This window comes from Gallaecimonas mangrovi (assembly GCF_003367375.1).
Taxonomy (GTDB): domain Bacteria; phylum Pseudomonadota; class Gammaproteobacteria; order Enterobacterales; family Gallaecimonadaceae; genus Gallaecimonas; species Gallaecimonas mangrovi.
Genome location: NZ_CP031416.1, coordinates 2,524,718 through 2,545,289, shown reverse-complemented (window position 1 = coordinate 2,545,289; position 20,572 = coordinate 2,524,718). Strand labels below are relative to the sequence as shown.

General features: G+C 46.5%; 15 protein-coding genes and 3 rRNA genes. 13 read left to right on the top strand and 5 right to left on the bottom strand.

The window, feature by feature from the left end:
* The first annotated feature begins 5 nt into the window (after nucleotides 1–5).
* The 3 genes from galU to DW350_RS12175 are packed head-to-tail and all read left to right on the top strand — an operon-like array spanning nucleotide 6 to nucleotide 2,959.
* Complete coding sequence (galU, locus tag DW350_RS12185; RefSeq protein WP_115719127.1) at nucleotides 6–887, top strand: UTP--glucose-1-phosphate uridylyltransferase GalU; 882 nt, start codon at nucleotides 6–8, stop codon at nucleotides 885–887.
* A 2-nt stretch (nucleotides 888–889) separates the two neighbouring features.
* A complete protein-coding gene (gene galE, locus DW350_RS12180; protein WP_115719126.1) occupies nucleotides 890–1,903 on the top strand; it encodes a UDP-glucose 4-epimerase GalE in 1,014 nt (337 codons plus the stop codon).
* Nucleotides 1,904–1,951: 48 nt separating this feature from the next.
* The gene (locus DW350_RS12175; protein WP_115719125.1) at nucleotides 1,952–2,959 is read left to right on the top strand and encodes an NAD-dependent epimerase; all 1,008 of its coding nucleotides are present in this window, start codon (nucleotides 1,952–1,954) and stop codon (nucleotides 2,957–2,959) included.
* Between the two features lie 22 nt (nucleotides 2,960–2,981).
* Here the strand turns inward: DW350_RS12175 and DW350_RS12170 are convergent, their stop codons facing one another.
* Nucleotides 2,982–3,173, bottom strand: a complete 192-nt coding sequence (locus DW350_RS12170) for a hypothetical protein (protein ID WP_115719124.1) — start codon at nucleotides 3,171–3,173, stop codon at nucleotides 2,982–2,984.
* Nucleotides 3,174–3,311: 138 nt separating this feature from the next.
* Between DW350_RS12170 and DW350_RS12165 the strand changes: the two genes are divergently transcribed.
* The 10 genes from DW350_RS12165 to DW350_RS12120 all read left to right on the top strand — a co-directional run bounded on the left by DW350_RS12165 (nucleotide 3,312) and on the right by DW350_RS12120 (nucleotide 16,749).
* Nucleotides 3,312–4,658 carry a UDP-glucose dehydrogenase family protein gene (locus DW350_RS12165; RefSeq protein WP_115719123.1) on the top strand — a complete coding sequence of 449 codons (1,347 nt, stop codon included), beginning with the start codon at nucleotides 3,312–3,314 and terminating at the stop codon, nucleotides 4,656–4,658.
* Nucleotides 4,659–4,670: 12 nt separating this feature from the next.
* Nucleotides 4,671–6,386 (top strand): PglL family O-oligosaccharyltransferase, encoded by a 1,716-nt coding sequence (locus DW350_RS12160; protein ID WP_115719122.1) that lies wholly within the window; start codon nucleotides 4,671–4,673, stop codon nucleotides 6,384–6,386.
* Nucleotides 6,383–6,940 (top strand): D-glycero-beta-D-manno-heptose 1,7-bisphosphate 7-phosphatase, encoded by a 558-nt coding sequence (gmhB, locus tag DW350_RS12155; RefSeq protein WP_115719121.1) that lies wholly within the window; start codon nucleotides 6,383–6,385, stop codon nucleotides 6,938–6,940. The genes DW350_RS12160 and gmhB overlap by 4 nt, the downstream gene beginning before the upstream one ends.
* Before the next feature lie 403 nt (nucleotides 6,941–7,343).
* Nucleotides 7,344–8,882, top strand: a 16S ribosomal RNA gene (locus DW350_RS12150).
* A gap of 234 nt (nucleotides 8,883–9,116) precedes the next feature.
* A 23S ribosomal RNA gene (locus tag DW350_RS12145) occupies nucleotides 9,117–12,006 on the top strand.
* Between the two features lie 116 nt (nucleotides 12,007–12,122).
* Nucleotides 12,123–12,237: ribosomal RNA gene (gene rrf, locus DW350_RS12140) — 5S ribosomal RNA — on the top strand.
* The 16S, 23S and 5S rRNA genes sit together here, the layout of an rRNA operon.
* Before the next feature lie 633 nt (nucleotides 12,238–12,870).
* Nucleotides 12,871–13,233 (top strand): hypothetical protein, encoded by a 363-nt coding sequence (locus DW350_RS12135; protein ID WP_115719120.1) that lies wholly within the window; start codon nucleotides 12,871–12,873, stop codon nucleotides 13,231–13,233.
* Nucleotides 13,234–13,425: 192 nt separating this feature from the next.
* A complete protein-coding gene (locus DW350_RS12130) occupies nucleotides 13,426–14,802 on the top strand; it encodes a GH1 family beta-glucosidase (protein ID WP_115719119.1) in 1,377 nt (458 codons plus the stop codon).
* A complete protein-coding gene (locus DW350_RS12125) occupies nucleotides 14,789–16,090 on the top strand; it encodes an MFS transporter (protein ID WP_192954670.1) in 1,302 nt (433 codons plus the stop codon). The genes DW350_RS12130 and DW350_RS12125 overlap by 14 nt, the downstream gene beginning before the upstream one ends.
* A complete protein-coding gene (locus tag DW350_RS12120; RefSeq protein ID WP_115719117.1) occupies nucleotides 16,087–16,749 on the top strand; it encodes a TetR/AcrR family transcriptional regulator in 663 nt (220 codons plus the stop codon). The genes DW350_RS12125 and DW350_RS12120 overlap by 4 nt, the downstream gene beginning before the upstream one ends.
* Here the strand turns inward: DW350_RS12120 and DW350_RS12115 are convergent.
* The 4 genes from DW350_RS12115 to DW350_RS12100 are packed head-to-tail and all read right to left on the bottom strand — an operon-like array spanning nucleotide 16,718 to nucleotide 20,264.
* Nucleotides 16,718–17,554 carry an SDR family NAD(P)-dependent oxidoreductase gene (locus DW350_RS12115; RefSeq protein WP_115719116.1) on the bottom strand — a complete coding sequence of 279 codons (837 nt, stop codon included), beginning with the start codon at nucleotides 17,552–17,554 and terminating at the stop codon, nucleotides 16,718–16,720. The genes DW350_RS12120 and DW350_RS12115 overlap by 32 nt on opposite strands.
* 16 nt (nucleotides 17,555–17,570) lie before the next feature.
* Nucleotides 17,571–18,221, bottom strand: coding sequence for a TetR/AcrR family transcriptional regulator (locus DW350_RS12110; protein ID WP_115719115.1), 651 nt, complete (start codon nucleotides 18,219–18,221; stop codon nucleotides 17,571–17,573).
* Between the two features lie 10 nt (nucleotides 18,222–18,231).
* A complete protein-coding gene (locus DW350_RS12105; protein WP_115719114.1) occupies nucleotides 18,232–19,497 on the bottom strand; it encodes an aminotransferase class III-fold pyridoxal phosphate-dependent enzyme in 1,266 nt (421 codons plus the stop codon).
* Nucleotides 19,494–20,264 carry a hypothetical protein gene (locus DW350_RS12100; RefSeq protein ID WP_115719113.1) on the bottom strand — a complete coding sequence of 257 codons (771 nt, stop codon included), beginning with the start codon at nucleotides 20,262–20,264 and terminating at the stop codon, nucleotides 19,494–19,496. The genes DW350_RS12105 and DW350_RS12100 overlap by 4 nt, the downstream gene beginning before the upstream one ends.
* Nucleotides 20,265–20,572 lie beyond the last annotated feature (308 nt).

Below are 20,572 nucleotides of genomic sequence, written 5' to 3'. Positions count from 1 at the left end.
GAAATATGAAAGCTGTAATACCTGTGGCGGGGCTTGGTACCCGTATGTTACCTGCCTCCAAGGCGATCCCGAAGGAAATGCTGCCAGTGGTTGATAAGCCGCTGATCCAGTATGTTGTCAATGAGTGTATTGCTGCTGGTATCAAGGAGATTGTGCTTGTAACTCACTCTTCTAAGAATGCTATAGAAAATCATTTTGATAAAAGCTTTGAGCTTGAGTCGATGCTAGAGCGTCGAGTAAAGCGTCAACTCTTGGAAGAAGTGCAGAGTATCTGCCCTGAAGATGTCACTATTATGCAGGTTCGCCAAGGCGAAGCTAAAGGCCTTGGCCACGCTATCCTTTGTGCTAAGCCGTTGGTCGGAGATTCTCCTTTCGCTGTAGTCTTACCTGATGTTTTAATTGATGATTCCGCTGCAGATCTCAAAACTGAAAACATGGCTGAAATGGTAAGGCGTTTTGAAGAAACTGGAACCAGTCAAGTTTTGGTTGAGCCGGTTCCTATGGAAGCCGTTAGTGCTTATGGTGTTGTTGACTTGAATGGTGCTGATATCGAGGCTGGTGAGTCAGCAAAGATGACGGCTATTGTAGAGAAGCCTAGTCAGGCTCAGGCGCCTTCAAATTTGGCTGTAGTTGGACGTTATGTTTTTGGCAAAGAGCTATGGCCATTGCTAAAGAAAACACCAGTTGGAGCAGGAGGCGAAGTTCAGCTGACTGATACCATCGCTCTTCTGATGGAAAAGCAATCAGTTGAAGCTTATCGCATCAAAGGCTATAGCCATGATTGTGGTGACAAGCTGGGTTATATGAAGACTTTTGTTACCTATGGCCTGCGTAACCCCAAACTGGGTAAAAAGTTCGCAGCTTTTATTCAGTCCTTGGATATCTAACCATGATTTTGGTTACTGGTGGGTCCGGATATATCGGCTCACATACTGTGCTTGAGTTGTTAAGCGAAGGGCATGATGTGTTGGTATTGGATAACCTCTCCAACAGCACCATTGAAAGTTTAGCTAGGGTCGCAAGGCTTACCGGCTGTGAGCCTAGCTTTGTTGAAGGCGATATCCTTGACCGAACTCTGCTCGATAGTTTGTTTACGCAATACTCTATCGAGGCAGTTATCCATTTTGCTGGTCTCAAAGCGGTCAGCGAAAGCGTGCAGCAGCCGCTGCGTTATTACCAAAATAATGTAACCGGTACGCTTACGCTGTGCGAGGCGATGGCAAAAGCTGGTGTATGCAAACTGGTGTTTTCGTCATCAGCCACTGTCTACGGCGAACCTCAAGCGGTTCCGCTCACCGAGCAGTCACCAACAGGGGGGACCACTAACCCCTATGGCACGTCAAAATATATAGTCGAGCGTATTTTAGCCGACCTTGCCAAGGCTGACGAACGTTGGGCTATCGCCGTGCTACGTTATTTCAACCCGGTTGGTGCTCACGAGTCGGGCCTAATCGGCGAAGACCCTAACGGTATTCCCAACAACCTGCTTCCATACATTAGCCAGGTAGCAGTGGGGCGCTTAAAGGAGCTGCAAGTCTTTGGTGATGACTATCCAACCCTTGACGGAACCGGTGTGCGTGATTATATCCATGTGGTGGATCTTGCCAAAGGCCACTTGAAGGCACTTGAAAAGCTAAAAACTCTGAAGGGATGGCAAGCCTATAACCTAGGCACAGGCAATGGGTACTCGGTGCTGGAGATGGTTAAAGCCTTTGAGCTGGCTGCTAATACGTTGATTCCTTATACCATCGCTCCTCGACGACCGGGAGATGTTGCTGCCTGTTATGCTGCACCGCAATTTGCTTATAAACAATTAGGGTGGCGAGCGGAAAAGACATTACAACAGATGATGGAGGATACTTGGCGTTGGCAGTCGAGTAATCCCAAAGGCTATCCTTCTTAATGTTATTAATGTTTTATCTGCATTTTCTGCAGGAAACGAGGGTATCTAATGCACTATCTTGTCACTGGCGCCGCTGGATTTATCGGTTTTCATGTCGCTGAGCGTCTACTGAAGGCCGGTTTTGATGTTACGGGTGTTGATAATCTAAACGATTATTATGATGTCAGTCTAAAGGAGGCGCGACTTGAACGTCTGAGAGTATATCCGTCTTTTACCTTTCATTTTCTTGATTTAGCCGATCGAATAGGGATGAATACTCTTTTTTCAGAGTTTAGTTTTGATCGCGTTATTCATTTGGGTGCTCAAGCTGGTGTTAGGTATTCGATTGATAATCCTCACACTTATGCAGATGCTAACTTAGTTGGTCATTTAAATGTGCTGGAAGGGTGTCGTTCTCAACAAGTGTCGCATCTAGTCTACGCTTCATCTAGCTCGGTATATGGACTTAATACTGATATACCATTTAAAGTGGCAGATTCAGTTGATCATCCTATTTCACTTTATGCAGCGACAAAAAAAGCTAACGAACTAATGAGCCATTCTTACGCCCATCTTTATAATCTCCCTTGTACGGGCTTGCGTTTTTTTACTGTTTATGGCCCTTGGGGTCGTCCTGATATGGCACTTTTTAAATTTACCAAAGCAATTCTTGATGGTGATGCTATTGATGTATATAACGAAGGGAATATGCAACGTGACTTTACTTATATTGATGACATAGTCGAGTCTATTATACGTATTGCTGAAAAAACTCCTTTGCCTAGAAAAGACTGGAAGCCAGGGCAAGGCAATGCAGGGCAGAGTAGTGCACCTTACAGAGTATTTAACATTGGTGCTGGGCATTCGATCAAACTTACTGAGTTCATCGAGGCTATTGAAAATGCGACAGGTAAACATGCCAAACGTAATATGATGCCAATGCAGCCTGGAGATGTTCCTGCTACCTGGGCTGAAACTGAAGACTTATACAATGCTATCGACTATCGCCCTAAGGTATCAGTACAAGAGGGAGTTAATAACTTCGTGAAGTGGTATCGAGAATTTTATCAAATTTAATCGTGTTCCCTGCTCTATCGTATTAGAGACGCCGAAACCGCTCAGGAGCATTGAGCTTTTCTAACTCCAGTTCTCTTAACTCTTCCGCCTTGTAAACTTGAAATTTTTCGCTGGAGGTTTGGCATTGCTCAACAGCTCTTTTTACCATTAAAGAAAGAGTTTCAAGGCTTTTTGCCCGTCTAAAATGTGGGAGCCAGTCTTCACTGGTTTTCATCGGCTTTACCTTTTGTATATTTTGTATATTATTACTCGGAATTATCTCCTTGGCAATAATGCTTGTTAACTTTGTAAGATGTTTAAAGATAAAATATTCATATTACGAACATCTTTTCCCAATTGTAGAGAGTGAAAAATGAACGTCACTGTATTTGGTATTGGCTATGTTGGACTGGTTCAAGCCGCTGTTTTAGCTGATGCTGGTCATCAGGTTTGCTGTGTAGATGTAGATGATCATAAGATAGAAAATCTAAAAAATGGTATTATTCCAATCTATGAGCCAGGCTTGGAAGCTTTAGTCATTAAAGGCCGAGATGATAGAAGGTTAATCTTTACCACCGATGCTGAAAAGGGTGTTTCTTTCGGTGAGCTTCAGTTTATTGCGGTTGGTACTCCTCCTGATGAAGACGGTTCTGCTGATCTAAAATATGTGCTAGCTGTAGCAGAGACTATTGCTAAATATATGGATACCTATAAAATCATTATTAATAAATCTACGGTACCAGTTGGCACTGCAGATAAGGTCGCAGAAAAAGTTAAATCGGTTCTCTCTTCTAGAGGTGTTGAAATTCCTTACGCAGTTGTTTCTAACCCTGAGTTTCTAAAAGAAGGCGCTGCTGTTGCTGATTGCCAAAGGCCTGAGCGAATTGTTATCGGCACTGACGATGCTGTTGCTGAGAAAAGGATGCGTGAAGTATATGCGCCTTTTAATCGTAATCATGACAAAGTTATTACAATGGATGTTCGTAGTGCGGAGCTAACGAAATATGCTGCTAATTGCATGTTGGCTACAAAAATAAGCTTTATGAACGAATTAGCTAACCTTGCTGAATTACTTGGTGCTGATATTGAAGCTGTGCGTAAAGGAATCGGCTCCGACTCTCGTATTGGATATCATTTCATTTATCCTGGTTGTGGTTACGGCGGCTCATGCTTTCCTAAAGATGTACAAGCTTTGGTGCGTACGTCTCAACAAGTTGGTTATCAGCCTGAGCTTTTACAAGCAGTTGAGTCAGTAAATTATCGGCAGAAACAAAAGCTGTTTCAATTTATTAATAGACACTACCAAGGTGATCTAGAAGGGAAGACAATTGCCTTATGGGGGTTAGCGTTTAAGCCTAACACTGATGATATGCGTGAATCATCTAGCCGTGTTTTAATGGAAGCTTTGTGGGCAGCCGGTGCCAAAGTTCGTGCTTTTGACCCTGAAGCTCAGCAGGAAACTATTCGTCTTTATGGTCAACGTGACGACCTCGTTTTGGTGGATTCAATGGAAAAAGCCCTAGAAGGAGCTGATGCTTTAGCCATTTGTACTGAGTGGCAATCTTTTAGAGCTGCTGATTTTGAAATGATCAAAGATAACCTCATCACGCCAGTTATCTTTGATGGTCGAAACCTTTATGAGCCTCAAAAACTTTCGGATTTGGGTTTTACCTACTATGCTATTGGCAGAGGCGAAAGTGTGAAGAAATTCACGCACTGAATAGGATTGTCAGTGTACAAGGAAAAATCTTTAGCTTGGGCAGCCCTTTGGCTGCTCTTTTTATTCTCAGGACTATATTTCCAAAATAATTTAGGAGGTTTTGGATTACAGCTGGCGTTCAATAATGTGGTTTGGTTTAGTGCTGCAATTTTTATCGTCCTTGCTATTTTTTCTGCGACTACACAACGTTTTTGGCTGATCCCATCGCAGTGGCTGAGTTATTTTTTTTTATTTTTTCTTTTATTCTTGCCATTAGCTTGGTCTGGAGATAATGGCCTTCTAGCTCTGGGACGGCTAATTGGTGTTATTATAGGTTTACTTTTTCTTTTTAGCCTCTTCCAACTGTTTGACATCAAGCAGGATGAAAAAGCACTCTTATTCCTATTTGTTGCCTCGGCATCTTTACAGTGTATTATTGGAATATGCCAATTCTTTCAACTTCCTTTTATTTTGGATGGTTATAATAAGGGCTTTTATGCTGTTCCCCTTGGTATTTTTCAACACCACACGTTATTGCCAACATATGCTGTGTCTGCAGCAATGGCTTCTCTTTGGTTGTTATTTCGTCACAATGAATTTAGCTGGCGATATGGTAACGTTCTATGGTGGTGTGTAATAGGTTCTTGCCTTATCTCCTGTGGTTTCTGTGTGTATATTATTCTTGCGCGCACTGGTATTTTGGCCATGGCATGTGCGTTATTTTTAATGCTTTTTGTAAAGAAATATTATAAACGAAACAGCATTATTGGTCTTAGCTTATTATTAGCTGGTCTTTTTCTTGGTTTTCTAGCAACGGATTGGATACAGACTCAGAGTCACTCTGTCTGGAGAGATGGAGACCAAGTTCTCAGCAGCAACGGCCGGTCTGCTATATGGTTTGTTGCTTGGCAACTTTTTGAGCATCACTGGCTTACCGGAGTTGGGTTGGGGAACTTTGAGCATGCATTTGCTGAGCAGCGGGCGTTAACATTTTATCAGACCGGGGTGTTGTCTCTTAAAAATGTTAGTCATCCACATAACGAGCTTTTGTTTTGGGCGGACGAAGGTGGGATTTTTCCTGTTTTAGGAATCTTGTTTTTTTGCTTTTATTTCTTTTACCGGATTAAATCTATTGGCTGTGATATGTTTGCTTACCTGGCCATGCTGTTGCCGATGATTCTACATTGTCTTACTGAATATCCCTTTTATCATTCGGCCTTGCACTGGTTTGCTTTTCTGTTGCTGCTGTATTTAGCTGAGGCTAAAATGAGTTATCATGTAATGAGGAAAGCTGTAATATTTCCTTTTGCTTTAAGAATGTTAAGTGTGATTTTGCTGGTGTCTGGTGGGCTATTTCTTATAACAAATCTTTACTCGATGGCTAAGTTAACACAGGTCGTTGAAATCGGTAATAGTAAAGATAAAATAAAATCTCCACTTTTGCCTTTACTTGATATTGCTAATCCTGTTGTATTTCAGCATCAAATAGTTACTATTGTTATGAATGCCAAATTGCAGCTAGCGTTAAAAGATAAAGATAGAAAAGAGTTGCAAGAGTTTATTGATTGGGGATGGCAGTTTAGTCAAATCGTAGTTCGTCCGGAGACATTTGCAGGTATGATAAAAGCAGCCCAGGCTTTAGGTGATAAGCAGCAAGTTGATTTAATCGTGAAAAATGCACATTGGTTGTATCCTGAAATGGCTGTATTTAATCCCGATAATTTCACTTCGATAGAGAATAATAGATGAGACCCGCTTTATTTCTTGACCGTGATGGCGTTATTAATGTTGATCACGGCTATGTTAGTAAGATTGATGATTTCGAATTTATCGACGGTGTTTTTGATACTTGTATTGCATTTAAGAACGCTGGGTATGCTGTTGTAGTTATTACTAATCAGTCTGGTATTGCTCGTGGAATGTATACTGAACAAGATTTCCAACAGCTCACTCAATGGATGGATTGGAATTTTGAAGATCACGGAGTGTTATTAGACGGAGTTTACTATTGTCCTCATCATGCTGAGAAAGGTATAGGTCAGTATAAAGTAGACTGTAGTTGCCGAAAGCCTAAGCCAGGTATGATCCTAGAAGCTAAAGCTGACTTAGATATCGACTTGGCTACTTCGATATTTGTTGGTGATAAGGCTGATGACATGCGTGCCGCCGGCGCCGCCGGTGTAGGTACTTCCGTTCTTGTCAAGACGGGTAAGGCGGTCACGGAGGATGCTATAACCCTGGCTACCGTTACATTAGATAGCATCGCCGATCTACCTAGATATATGGGTTTGAAACCTAGATAACTAATCGCTTTGCACAGCTTGCGTTTTAAAGGAGGGGGGACCATAATTCGTTTCCCGCCGCTAGAGCGCTAGTTTCGTGCGCTTCAGCTCTACAATCAGCCAGCAACCAAAATGCTCAAGAAAGTTCTTGACTACAGGCGCTCGGTGAGTAGAATAGCGGCCCGCTTCGAAGATTAAGGCGAAAGCCTTAAAAGCCGAAGTTTAGTGTGAAGCGAAAGGGCTTGACACGGTATAGGAAGGCGGTAGAATGCGCCTCCTCGTTCGGAAGAACGACGCTCTTTAACAAGATAATCCAAGTAATCTGTGTGGGCACTCGCAGATGGGTAGGCTCAAAAAATTGAGAACTACTCAATGACTGTGAAGTGTTCAACACTTCAGCAATTCATTGAGCATCAAACACTTTTAATTGAAGAGTTTGATCATGGCTCAGATTGAACGCTGGCGGCAGGCCTAACACATGCAAGTCGAGCGGTAACATTTCTAGCTTGCTAGAAGATGACGAGCGGCGGACGGGTGAGTAAGACGTAGGGAGCTGCCTGATAGTGGGGGATAACCATTGGAAACGATGGCTAATACCGCATGATGTCTACGGACCAAAGAGGGGGACCTTCGGGCCTCTTGCTATCAGATGCGCCTACGTAGGATTAGCTAGTTGGTGAGGTAACGGCTCACCAAGGCGACGATCCTTAGCTGGTTTGAGAGGATGATCAGCCACACTGGGACTGAGACACGGCCCAGACTCCTACGGGAGGCAGCAGTGGGGAATATTGGACAATGGGGGCAACCCTGATCCAGCCATGCCGCGTGTGTGAAGAAGGCCTTCGGGTTGTAAAGCACTTTCAGCGAGGAGGAAAGGTTGTAGCTTAATACGCTGCAGCTGTGACGTTACTCGCAGAAGAAGCACCGGCTAACTCCGTGCCAGCAGCCGCGGTAATACGGAGGGTGCAAGCGTTAATCGGAATTACTGGGCGTAAAGCGCACGCAGGCGGCTTGTTAAGTTAGATGTGAAAGCCCGGGCTTAACCTGGGAATTGCATTTAAGACTGGCAGGCTAGAGTCTTGGAGAGGGGGGTGGAATTTCCGGTGTAGCGGTGAAATGCGTAGAGATCGGAAGGAACATCAGTGGCGAAGGCGACCCCCTGGCCAAAGACTGACGCTCAGGTGCGAAAGCGTGGGGAGCAAACAGGATTAGATACCCTGGTAGTCCACGCCGTAAACGATGTCAACTTGGGGTTTGTGTTCTTGAAACGTGGATCCCGGAGCTAACGTGTTAAGTTGACCGCCTGGGGAGTACGGCCGCAAGGTTAAAACTCAAATGAATTGACGGGGGCCCGCACAAGCGGTGGAGCATGTGGTTTAATTCGATGCAACGCGAAGAACCTTACCTACTCTTGACATCCAGAGAACTTTGCAGAGATGCATTGGTGCCTTCGGGAACTCTGAGACAGGTGCTGCATGGCTGTCGTCAGCTCGTGTTGTGAAATGTTGGGTTAAGTCCCGCAACGAGCGCAACCCTTATCCTTTGTTGCCAGCACGTAATGGTGGGAACTCAAAGGAGACTGCCGGTGATAAACCGGAGGAAGGTGGGGACGACGTCAAGTCATCATGGCCCTTACGAGTAGGGCTACACACGTGCTACAATGGCGCGTACAGAGGGAAGCGAGCTAGCGATAGTAAGCGGATCCCAAAAAGCGCGTCGTAGTCCGGATCGGAGTCTGCAACTCGACTCCGTGAAGTCGGAATCGCTAGTAATCGTGGATCAGAATGCCACGGTGAATACGTTCCCGGGCCTTGTACACACCGCCCGTCACACCATGGGAGTGGGCTGCACCAGAAGTAGATAGCTTAACCTTCGGGGGGCGTTTACCACGGTGTGGTTCATGACTGGGGTGAAGTCGTAACAAGGTAGCCGTAGGGGAACCTGCGGCTGGATCACCTCCTTACTAAAAGAGACTGCCAGCTGTTGCAGTGTCCACACAGATTATTTGGAAACCTACTCTCGAGTAGGTTTTTTGCTCTTTAACAATTCGGAAAGCTGATATAACACTGCAAATTTAAAGAGACTCTCATTTTTTATTTGAGCGTCCGGCGAAAAAACCAGGTGTTAGTCACATACAGCTTAATGTCGTTAACGTCGATATTAAGGTTCGCGCAAGCGAAACCCTTAGGGGTTGTATGGTTAAGTGACTAAGCGTACAGGGTGGATGCCTAGGCAGTTGGAGGCGATGAAGGACGTGCTAATCTGCGATAAGCATTGGTGAGGTGATAAGAACCGCTTGAGCCAATGATTTCCGAATGGGGAAACCCACTTGCATAAGCAAGTATCGTTACCTGAATACATAGGGTAACGAGGCGAACCGGGAGAACTGAAACATCTAAGTACCCCGAGGAAGAGAAATCAATTGAGATTTCCTCAGTAGCGGCGAGCGAACGGGAAACAGCCCAGTGTGTTTATCAGTGTTTGTCATAGTGGAAGGCTCTGGAAAGTGCCGCGATACAGGGTGATAGTCCCGTACATGAAATGGCAAGCATTGTTGCACACGATGAGTAGGTCGGGACACGTGGTATCTTGACTGAATATGGGGGACCATCCTCCAAGGCTAAATACTCCCAACTGACCGATAGTGAACCAGTACCGTGAGGGAAAGGCGAAAAGAACCCCGGCGAGGGAGTGAAATAGAACCTGAAACCCTGTACGTACAAGCAGTAGGAGCACCTTCGGGTGTGACTGCGTACCTTTTGTATAATGGGTCAGCGACTTATATTTTGTGGCGAGGTTAACCGAATAGGGGAGCCGTAGGGAAACCGAGTCTTAACTGGGCGTCCAGTCGCAAGGTATAGACCCGAAACCCGGTGATCTAGTCATGGGCAGGTTGAAGGTGCCGTAACAGGTACTGGAGGACCGAACCCACTACTGTTGCAAAAGTAGGGGATGACCTGTGATTAGGGGTGAAAGGCCAATCAAACCGGGAGATAGCTGGTTCTCCTCGAAAGCTATTTAGGTAGCGCCTCGGACGAATACCTTGGGGGTAGAGCACTGTTTGGGCTAGGGGTCATCCCGACTTACCAAACCCATGCAAACTCCGAATACCCAAGAGTACTATCCGGGAGACAGACAGCGGGTGCTAACGTCCGTTGTCAAAAGGGAAACAACCCAGACCGTCAGCTAAGGTCCCCAAGTCATAGCTAAGTGGGAAACGATGTGGAAAGGCTTAGACAGCTAGGAGGTTGGCTTAGAAGCAGCCACCCTTTAAAGAAAGCGTAATAGCTCACTAGTCGAGTCGGTCTGCGCGGAAGATGTAACGGGGCTAAGCTATGCACCGAAGCTACGGGTTCACACTATGTGTGAGCGGTAGAGGAGCGTTCTGTAAGCCGTTGAAGGTGTGTCGGGAGGCATGCTGGAGGTATCAGAAGTGCGAATGCTGACATGAGTAACGTTAATGGGGGTGAAAAACCTCCACGCCGGAAGACCAAGGGTTCCTGTCCAACGTTAATCGGGGCAGGGTGAGTCGGCTCCTAAGGCGAGGGCGAAAGCCGTAGTCGATGGGAAACAGATTAATATTTCTGTACTTCTATGCAATGCGATGGGGGACGGAGAAGGCTAGGCAGGCATGGCGTTGGTTGTCCATGTGAAAGTGCGTAGGGAGGTAGCTTAGGTAAATCCGGGCTGCTAATTCCGAGACACGAGACGAGTGACTACGGTCACGAAGCTGTTGATGCCACGCTTCCAGGAAAAGCCTCTAAGCTTCAGTTGCATAGGAACCGTACCCCAAACCAACACTGGTGGTCAGGTAGAGAATACTAAGGCGCTTGAGAGAACTCGGGTGAAGGAACTAGGCAAAATAGTACCGTAACTTCGGGAGAAGGTACGCTCTTGATTGTGAAGGACTTGCTCCGTAAGCAGTTGAGAGTCGCAGTGACCAGATGGCTGGGACTGTTTATCAAAAACACAGCACTGTGCAAACTCGAAAGAGGACGTATACGGTGTGACACCTGCCCGGTGCCGGAAGGTTAATTGATGGGGTTAGCCGTAAGGTGAAGCTCTTGATCGAAGCCCCGGTAAACGGCGGCCGTAACTATAACGGTCCTAAGGTAGCGAAATTCCTTGTCGGGTAAGTTCCGACCTGCACGAATGGTGTAACCATGGCCATGCTGTCTCCATCCGAGACTCAGTGAAATTGAACTCGCTGTGAAGATGCAGTGTACCCGCGGCTAGACGGAAAGACCCCGTGAACCTTTACTACAGCTTGACACTGAACATTGAGCCTACATGTGTAGGATAGGTGGGAGGCTATGAAACACGTACGCCAGTATGTGTGGAGCCAACCTTGAAATACCACCCTTGTATGTTTGATGTTCTAACTTCGGTCCCTTATCGGGATTAAGGACAGTGTCTGGTGGGTAGTTTGACTGGGGCGGTCTCCTCCTAAAGCGTAACGGAGGAGCACGAAGGTTGGCTAATCCTGGTCGGACATCAGGAGGTTAGTGCAATGGCATAAGCCAGCTTAACTGCGAGACAGACACGTCGAGCAGGTACGAAAGTAGGTCATAGTGATCCGGTGGTTCTGAATGGAAGGGCCATCGCTCAACGGATAAAAGGTACTCCGGGGATAACAGGCTGATACCGCCCAAGAGTTCATATCGACGGCGGTGTTTGGCACCTCGATGTCGGCTCATCACATCCTGGGGCTGAAGTCGGTCCCAAGGGTATGGCTGTTCGCCATTTAAAGTGGTACGCGAGCTGGGTTCAGAACGTCGTGAGACAGTTCGGTCCCTATCTGCCGTGGGCGTTGGATGATTGAGAGGGGTTGCTCCTAGTACGAGAGGACCGGAGTGAACGAACCTCTGGTGTTCGGGTTGTCACGCCAGTGGCACTGCCCGGTAGCTAAGTTCGGAATTGATAACCGCTGAAAGCATCTAAGCGGGAAGCAAGCCTCGAGATGAGTCATCCCTGAGACTTCGAGTCTCCTAAAGGGTCGTTCAAGACCAGGACGTTGATAGGCTGGGTGTGTAAGCGTAGTGATACGTTGAGCTAACCAGTACTAATTGCCCGTGCGGCTTAACCATACAACACCCAAAGGGTTTTGGTGGACGCCAAGTAAGGGTGAGACCTCTTAAAAGTGTTACATCAGCTTTAATCCGAATTGATAAGTTGGCTCATTGAGCGGACTTAAATGAATTCGCCTGGCGGCAATAGCGCTGTGGAACCACCTGACTCCATTCCGAACTCAGAAGTGAAACGCAGTTGCGCCGATGGTAGTGTGGCATTCGCCATGTGAGAGTAGGTCACTGCCAGGCACCTAATAAGCACCAAGGCCCAGTCTTACGACTGGGCCTTTTTGTTTGTCTGCTGTCTGATAATCACTGCTCGCACATGGCGAAACAGATAAGCCGCTGCCGCCGGCAGCGTCCTTCCTGTGTGCTCGCGTTTACCTGCGTGAAAGCTGTGCTTTAACTTCGAGACTCAACCACCGCCGCCCTCTGTCTCTGTGGGTACGTCCAAGCGCCGGTTTCCGATGCGCTTGTCGCCGCCATGTGATGGAGCTTTAATAGCGCGTGATAAGCCGGTCACGCGTTGCGCTCTACCCTCCGAATACACGAAGAACTCAAACCTAATAAACGCTGGCTATTTAGTTTGGACTATGAGTTTTTAACGTTTTCCTTCTCTGAGCACTGGACGGATTTGGCGACTTAATTGACTTCACTCATAACAATATTCTCCTTACTGGCTGCTTTTCGGATGGAACCTGTGTGTGGGCCATATAGGGAGGCGATAAAGTTTGGACATGAAACTGAATACAGTCCCAGATACTAAACCTGAATAAGTAATTTATGAGGTGGGCTTGGTGCTTTTGTGACCTTTTACATTCATGTTCTGTAAAAGGCTCAAGTTCTAGGCTAGATGTGAACTTCAAGGAAAGGGAGTTACACATGCAGAAATTTTCATTAGCAATTTTGATGTTTGGCGTAACGGCAGGCATTACCGCATGTAGCAATACCGCTGCACTTAAGAAGCCTGATGGTGTTTATGTCATTACAGCCAAAGGCGATAGTCGCTCGGAAGTTATGAGTGATGCTAAAGATCAGGCATTAGATCAATGCAGTGAGCATGACTTCGGTTCTTTTACCATCATAAAACAAAAGCTTTTATCACCTGATGATGAGTTGGCTAAAGACCGCACATCCAATAGCAGTATGAGCGGGGCTACTCTTGATGGCGATACAGACACCAGTGCAATGGTGTCAAATAGCGGACAGTATCAATTGACTTGGCAGATCCGTTGCACGAAGTAGACTTCGATATTGTTTCTGATAAAGGCAGGTTTACCTGCCTTTTTTACTAACGGCTTACTTAGAGATAAATTCTCTGAATTGGCCTTAATTTCAGGTTGTTTTTTGGTCAGTATCACGTTGCCGTGAATAAATCAGCCTACTAATCATCTTAAATGCTAAGTTGATTGACATGTCTGTCAATTTTGAGCGTTTATGGAGAAGGATTTTCTCTTTGGAGCCGCTACATCTGCTTATCAAATAGAAGGGGCTGCCTTTGAAGACGGTCGGGGTCTATCAATTTGGGACCACTTTAGTCAGCAACGAAATAAGGTGGTTGGTGGTGATACAGGCAATAGGGCCTGTAACCATTACCACCTTTGGCAGCAGGATGTAGCGCTAATGAAGGCGCTTAATTTAGGTGCTTATCGGTTTTCTATTGCTTGGCCTCGGGTTCAGCCTGATGGTCAAGGGAAAGTGAATCAGAGAGGTTTGGACTTTTATAGCCGCTTAGTCGACGGTCTTCTTGAAGCGAATATCACGCCATTTATTACCTTATTTCATTGGGATCTTCCTCTTGCTCTATATCAGCTTAATAAAGGGTTTGTGCATCGTGATACATGTCAGCGTTTCGCCGACTACGTGGAGATTGTTGTTGGCGCTCTTGGTGACCGAGTAAAGAACTGGATCACCATTAATGAGCCTTTTGAGCATGCTGCTTTTGGCTATTTACTGGGTTCTCATGCACCAGGACATCATAGTTTGGGGCAGTTTCTTAGCGTTATGCACCATCAATTATTAGCTCATGGTATGGCTGTTGAGCGTATTAGAGCTTTATCCGCTAAAGCCCAAGTAGGGATCACCCTAAGTTTGACCCCCATTCTGCCGGCAACAGAGCGAAAAAAAGATGTTTGGGCCGCTAGTTTTGGTAACCAGTTACTCAATCATATTACGCTGTCGCCCTTGTTAAAGGGGGGGTACCCAACCGAGCTACTACAGCGCCTGCAATGGTTTTGGCCAAAAATGCAAGATAACGATCTGGCGGTTATTTCGCAGCCAACCGACTTTGTTGGTGTGAACCATTACAACTGTGAGTATGCCAGTCACCGCTGGTATGTCCCTTTCTTAAAGAGCTGGATAACAGGTTCTAAGCCCGGAATAGACAATAAGCAAGGCGAGTCAGAGCAGCACACGGCCATGGGCTGGGAGGTCAATCCTAACGGCATGAGGCAAGTGCTGAGTTGGCTCAGGGAGGATTATGGCAATCCACCAACCTATATTACCGAAAATGGAGCAGCCTACACCGATGTACTGGCTAATGGGCAGGTGCATGATCCTCTTCGAATGCAATATTTAAAAACACATATAGCGGCGGTAATGGATTGCCGAGCAAAGGGTTCTGACGTACGAGGCTATTTTGCTTGGTCACTATTGGATAACTTCGAATGGGCAACTGGGTATAGCAAACGTTTTGGGCTTGTTTACGTTGATTACCCCAGCCAGCACAGAGTGATTAAAGAAAGTGGTCACTGGTATGGCAATTTTATTCGCTCTTATCAACAACAGGGAGGTGTTGATAATGTGGGGACGTGACTTACTGACATTACTGCTGATAGTCGCCTTATCTTTTTTTCTGATGTGCGATGTTTTTATTACGCCGGCTATCATTCAAGAGCTCTCCCAAGAGTTTGCTGTTACCGATGTACAGTTAAGCTTGGCTAGCTCCTCTTTTGTTGTTTTTGGTGCCATCGTCGGTCTGGTTGTGGGCTACCAAACTGACCGACTACCTCGCAAAGGTTTATTTATTGGGGTGGTACTGTTAGGTGAACTGCCCTGTTTGCTGACAGGGGTTACCTTTTTCAGTGGTTCCTTCTGGTCTTTTGTCGTTTTGCGCACCCTAACCGGGATTGGTGTTGGTGGTATTTATCCGCTGACTTTTTCAATGCTTAGTGATTACTTTTCGGTAAAACACCGCGCTACGGCCAGTGCCATGGTCGATTTTGCCTGGGGCATTGGTATGGTCTGCGGTCCTTTGCTGGCTATTACGGCAGCGGCAACCAATTATGGGTGGCGCTGGGCTTTTATTTGGGCGGCTTTACCCAGTTTTCCATTGCTGCTGTTGTTCTTTCTTGTGGCAAGAGAACCGAAAAGAGGGGCAACAGAGCCCAGGTTAACCCATCAAGTGCATGCTATGGGCTTTCGCCATTGGCTTGAACTTTGGCGAAAAAAAACGAACCTACTTGTCTTTTTGCAAGGACTCCCTGGCTCTATTCCCTGGGGGCTTTTCCCTTTTTGGTTGATTGTTATTTTTTCAAACACACAGCACTTTAGCCGTGAACAAGCCACTTATATTTGGGAGTTATTTGGAATTAGCGCCGGTATTGGCGGTGTTATGTGGGCGCTGGTTGGCGACAGGTTGTTTTTAAAAGAGCCTAAATTGTTGCCGCTGCTTTGTTGTCTAGGGGTTTTGTTTGGCATTATTCCCTGTTTTTTAATTTTCAATGGTTGGTTCGTTTCGGTAACCAGCTGCGCCTTGCTCGCTGGGGTGGCGGGGATCTCCATTTCGGTTCCAGCGTCTAACTGCAAAGCTATTTTGATGAACGTCAACCACCCCGAACATCGGGGAAGTGTTTTTTCGGTTTATAACCTCTGCGATAACATCGGAAAAGGGCTAGGCCCTGCTTTAGGCGGGCTTTTACTCTCAGTGAGCGGAAGCTATGTAGTAATGGCCAATGTTGCCATTGCGCTTTGGCTGATTTGCGGCTGCATATTCGCGTTAATGATAAGTGTGATTAACCGCGACCGAGCACAGGTATTAATGCCACTTAGTCAGCCGCCGCAAAGTGTTGACGAACCTTTTTTAAACGTGGGTAAGTCATGACAACGCAAACGAAATACCACAATAGTACCTTTGATAATATTCCTGAACATAAGCGCCAAAAAATACTCACCGTCGTGGCTAACCAGCTTGCCAATGAGGGACTGGCCAAGGCCCGAATGAAAGACATTGCTATGTTAGCCGGTGTCTCTTACGGCTCACTTTATAGCTATTTTCCCACTCGCGATGACATGATCCGCTCAGTCATTGAGCAGGGTAAGCAACTGCAAGCGCAAGTATTTGTTGGTCTTGAAGCGTTAGATTTCTTCCTGGCGATTGAATTGGGATTCGAAAGAATCCAAGGCTTGGCGCATGAACAGCGTGCCTTGATGGCGATTTGGGTTGAGCTTAGTCATGCTTACAATGCGCGGTTTACCGACGAAATTATCGATATGGAAAGAGCTGGCATCGTGTGTTGGCGCCAGTTAGTAACCGCGGCGATTGAGAAAGGACAAATCAACCCTGCGTTACCGGCCAATGCGATTGTGCAAATGTTGGATAGCTTGGCTAGTACCTTACTTAGTGCCAAGCTAAGTGATATTCAAAGCCAGAGACTTAGCGCTATTTTTGAGTTCCACTCAGTTAAAGAGGGGGACGACAAGCTGGTTCGAGCGCAATTGATGGCAGCGCTTAAACTCGCGTTTGCGCCTGATGAGCGTTAAAAATCTTCATCACCAACCATTCTGTTACTGCACTGCCCAGCCATTGGCGAAGCGGGGCAAACACTTTCGCCGCCATGGTTGTACGATAAACGGCTTTGGGGTTGTGGGCCGTCGCTGCCTTTAGCATGGCTTCAACGGTACTTTTGGGGCCGGGTGCTTTACGGTAGGTTTCATGCATATAGCGTTGAAAAGCTGACATTAGCGGCTGGTAGTCCCGTTCTTCTGGCAGCTGTTCAAATTGCGTAAAGGCTACTTCTTCAAAGCCGGTTTTCACGGGCCCCGGTTCAATCTGAATAACCTTAATGCCCAGCGGCTTCAACTCCATTCGCATGGCTTCACAAAGTGCTTTTAGGGCGTGTTTGGTGGCGGTATACCAGCCACTGCCAGGGGTTGTTAGGTGACTTGCTAATGAGGTTGTCACAATAATGCGGCCGCTGCCTTGCTTGCGCATGCTGGGCAGTACTGCCTTATTTATACGGGCAACGCCGAAGACATTAACGTTAAATTGATGCATAACCTCAGCGGTATCCACCAGCTCTACGCAGCCATAAGCGCCGTAGCCGGCGTTATTAAATACCACGTCTATGCGGTGCTGCTCGTTAAGTAGCGTGTTAATGCCGTCGTTCACCGATGTGTCGCTGCAGACATCCATGCTAAGCAGTTTTGCGCCTTGCTTTGCCAGCTGTGCCATCGGCTCGGTGCGGCGGGCTGCAGCGTAAACAATAAACTCTGTTTTTAATAAAGCTTGGGCAACCAATAAGCCAAAGCCAGATGAGGCGCCCACCACCAAAGCCACTTTTTTCATCCCTGTTCTCCTAGGCCTAAAGCTGATTTTTGATAATTTTGAGCATGGCGGGGATCAAGGCGTCATCTGCAATATTGTCACCAATATAGAGCTGCATCCGGGCTTGGTAATAAGAAGAGCTGAAAGAAAATTGGAACATGGTCAATAGGTTATCAATACAAAAAGCCAGCACATTGCCATTAACATCAGGGCGGATACTGCCACTTTTTCTTGCTTTTTCGATAAGGCTCAGTAAGAAACTGACCACCGGATCTTCAAACTGCCCTGACAGTTTTTGTGCCATCGGTGCCATCGACTGGCTGGTAATGTCTAAATAAATTTGGCTAAGGTGCGCATGTTTAAGGGCGTTAGCACGGGTCAGCTCAAATAGTTGGGTCAGTGAGTCAAAAAAATCCTGCTCAATATCGATGCTGTCGAGTATTTGCTGCAACAAGCCAAACTGCTGGCTAACAATGGTCAGAAATAAATCTTCTTTCGACGAAAAATACGAATACATGGCGCCGATACTCACGCCGGCATCACGAGCAATATCATTGATGTTGGTACCGGCAAAACCATGCTCGGCAAAGGCTTTTATGGCTTCAGTCAGTATTTTGTCTTGGCGTTTGGGAGACGTCTTAGCAAAGGCTTCTTTACTGAATGAAACTACTTTTTCTTGAGCGCTCAATGCATTACTCCTACGGGTTCAAACTGGCCGGGTTATTGTGTGCCACGACGGAAAATGCCTCGGCGGCAACATCCAGAGTGAAGTTAATATCGTCATCGCTGATGGCGCAATTCATAAATAAGTTGTGGTGATTAGTAAAGAACACGCCACGTTTCACGCACTCAGCAACCCATTGTTGGTGAAGGACCAGATTGTCATCATTACTGATGCGCATAAACCACATGGCGGGTTCGCCGCTGATCTGCAACTTAAAACCGTGATGCTCAGCCACTTCTTGTAAGCCATGAGTCAGTTTGCTGCCCTGGCGGTTCATTAACTCGGCGCCCGCAAGCTTTTTTAGTTTGTTGATGGTGGCTAAGCCCGCAGCAAAAGGCGCGGCTGACAGCCAGTAGCTGCCGGTATAAAACACATTTGCTACTGCGTCTTTCAGTGCGTCGATACCGCACAGGGCGGAAAAGTTATAGCCATTACCCAGCGCCTTGCAAAAGCACATCAGGTCGGCTTTAAAGCCGTAGTGATGGTCTGAGCCTTTAATATCAAGGCGAAATCCACAGCGCACATCATCAATGGCCAATACGATGCCGTTATCGGTACATAACTTGCGTACTTTTTGCCAGTAATCAGGGGCGGGGAGCTGGTTATCAACAAATGCGGGGTGCCAATAAGGCGTTGACATAAAACAGGCTATTTCGCCTTTATGCTGCTCAACCAGCGCTTTTAATTGCGCGAAGTTATTCCATTCTACATAGAGGTTGTTAGCAACATCTTCCGGGGTAATACCAGGTGCCCCCATTTTGTGGGTCCAGGGGGCTACGCCATGGTAGTTACCTTTGACCAGAATGGTTTTCTTTCTGCCGGTGGCGGCCTTGGCTGCCATCAGTGCCAAGCTGGTGACGTCGCCACCGTTTTTGGCGAAAAAAGCCCAATCGGCCATGGCAACGGTATCAACCAACAGTTCAGCCATATCTACCATGTTACTAAAAGGCAGCGTTGCGCAATCGCCTAAGGCCAACTGGGTGCTAACGGCGCCGTCGACATCGGGGTCGCAATAGCCCAGAACATTTGGCCCGTAAGCGCACATGTAGTCGATATAGCGGTTGCCATCGAGGTCCCAAAAATAGGCTCCTTTGGCTTTAGACACATATTTGGGATAAGCACTGGCAGGAATAGCGCAGCCTCCTGAAGGGCCGAGGTGACCATAGACACCGGCAGGGATCACTTTTAAGGCGCGGGCAAAAGTTTGTTCCGACAGGCCATATTGATTGGTTTTCATCATGACTCCTGCTTTAGGTAATAGTTAACGCGAAACAGTAACTTATCGAAGCCATCTAGTAGCGGGATAAAACCCGCTAGCTGGATCTTGTTGCTGGCAATAGCCGAGAAGGCATCAATACGGCCCGCCAATAGGTCACCAACAGTGCCCAGATCGGCAAACTCCATATAGGCGTTGGCGCGGTCCTTAATTTGCTCCGTAACCGTAAATTGATGCGTTCTTACTTGTACTTCTAAACTGGGGCCGCCCTTAACCGTCAGGGCAATATTGCCGTCTGATAAGGCGCCGGTAATGGCTTTAACTTCTGGGTCGTGGTTACCAATTTGTGCCGCTGCAACAACCGCAGTAAAGAGGGTTAAACGGGTGCTGATGTCGTTAAATTGGTTGTCGTTTAAGTACTGGGGCTGAGGCTTTAAAAAGTGTTCTAAGCGCTGGCTTAAATGGCTAAAGGTGCCAGTTAAGAACCGTAATTTCGTAAAGCCTTTGACAATGATGGGCATCGCTTTACCAGACATCATCGCGTTGAAATGGCGAACAGAGCGAAATACCAAAACGATGTTTTGGCTAAGGGCGCTGGCATCAAGCCTCTGGCAACCGGATGTTGCTTCAAAGCGCAGTGCTAAAGAGGGGCCTTTGTAGATGACAAAGCCAACCGAAACGGCTTTTTTGGGCAGTAAAGACTTTGCTTCACTATCCAATTGGCAAAGGTTAACCAAGTTTCCAAGCAGACCGTACAAGTTTATGTAGGCTGAGGTTTCTGCATCCATCATTACCGTTATCCATTTTAGAGCGAGCAATCACTCGTTTTTGAATATGCGATAGTGAACAAAGCCCTGTCAAACCTATTTTGCTGTAAATTTAACCATGACGAAAACAAGCCTAATTGAATGAAAATGTATAATCGCGTCAGCGGTAGGGCTGTCAATAAAAACCTTTCTTCCTATAAATTATTTAAAAACATGCAGTTAAATTTTTTTTCGTGCAATGTAACGTGATCTACTTCGAAATGTAACATTCTGCGTTTGCAAAGTGCTTGAATTTTAGACAGGAGGCATTGCTTAATTAAATCGAGTGAATG

What these genes read in the sequence shown, in the direction of transcription:
- galU (WP_115719127.1), top strand. Translation starts at nt 6, where the DNA reads ATGAAAGCTGTAATACCTGTGGCGGGGCTTGGTACCCGTATGTTACCT.
- DW350_RS12175 (WP_115719125.1), top strand. Translation starts at nt 1,952, where the DNA reads ATGCACTATCTTGTCACTGGCGCCGCTGGATTTATCGGTTTTCATGTC.
- DW350_RS12115 (WP_115719116.1), bottom strand. Translation starts at nt 17,554, where the DNA reads ATGAAAAAAGTGGCTTTGGTGGTGGGCGCCTCATCTGGCTTTGGCTTA.
- galE (WP_115719126.1), top strand. Translation starts at nt 890, where the DNA reads ATGATTTTGGTTACTGGTGGGTCCGGATATATCGGCTCACATACTGTG.
- DW350_RS12130 (WP_115719119.1), top strand. Translation starts at nt 13,426, where the DNA reads ATGGAGAAGGATTTTCTCTTTGGAGCCGCTACATCTGCTTATCAAATA.
- DW350_RS12105 (WP_115719114.1), bottom strand. Translation starts at nt 19,497, where the DNA reads ATGATGAAAACCAATCAATATGGCCTGTCGGAACAAACTTTTGCCCGC.
- DW350_RS12100 (WP_115719113.1), bottom strand. Translation starts at nt 20,264, where the DNA reads ATGATGGATGCAGAAACCTCAGCCTACATAAACTTGTACGGTCTGCTT.
- DW350_RS12165 (WP_115719123.1), top strand. Translation starts at nt 3,312, where the DNA reads ATGAACGTCACTGTATTTGGTATTGGCTATGTTGGACTGGTTCAAGCC.
- DW350_RS12135 (WP_115719120.1), top strand. Translation starts at nt 12,871, where the DNA reads ATGCAGAAATTTTCATTAGCAATTTTGATGTTTGGCGTAACGGCAGGC.
- gmhB (WP_115719121.1), top strand. Translation starts at nt 6,383, where the DNA reads ATGAGACCCGCTTTATTTCTTGACCGTGATGGCGTTATTAATGTTGAT.
- DW350_RS12125 (WP_192954670.1), top strand. Translation starts at nt 14,789, where the DNA reads ATGTGGGGACGTGACTTACTGACATTACTGCTGATAGTCGCCTTATCT.
- DW350_RS12120 (WP_115719117.1), top strand. Translation starts at nt 16,087, where the DNA reads ATGACAACGCAAACGAAATACCACAATAGTACCTTTGATAATATTCCT.
- DW350_RS12170 (WP_115719124.1), bottom strand. Translation starts at nt 3,173, where the DNA reads ATGAAAACCAGTGAAGACTGGCTCCCACATTTTAGACGGGCAAAAAGC.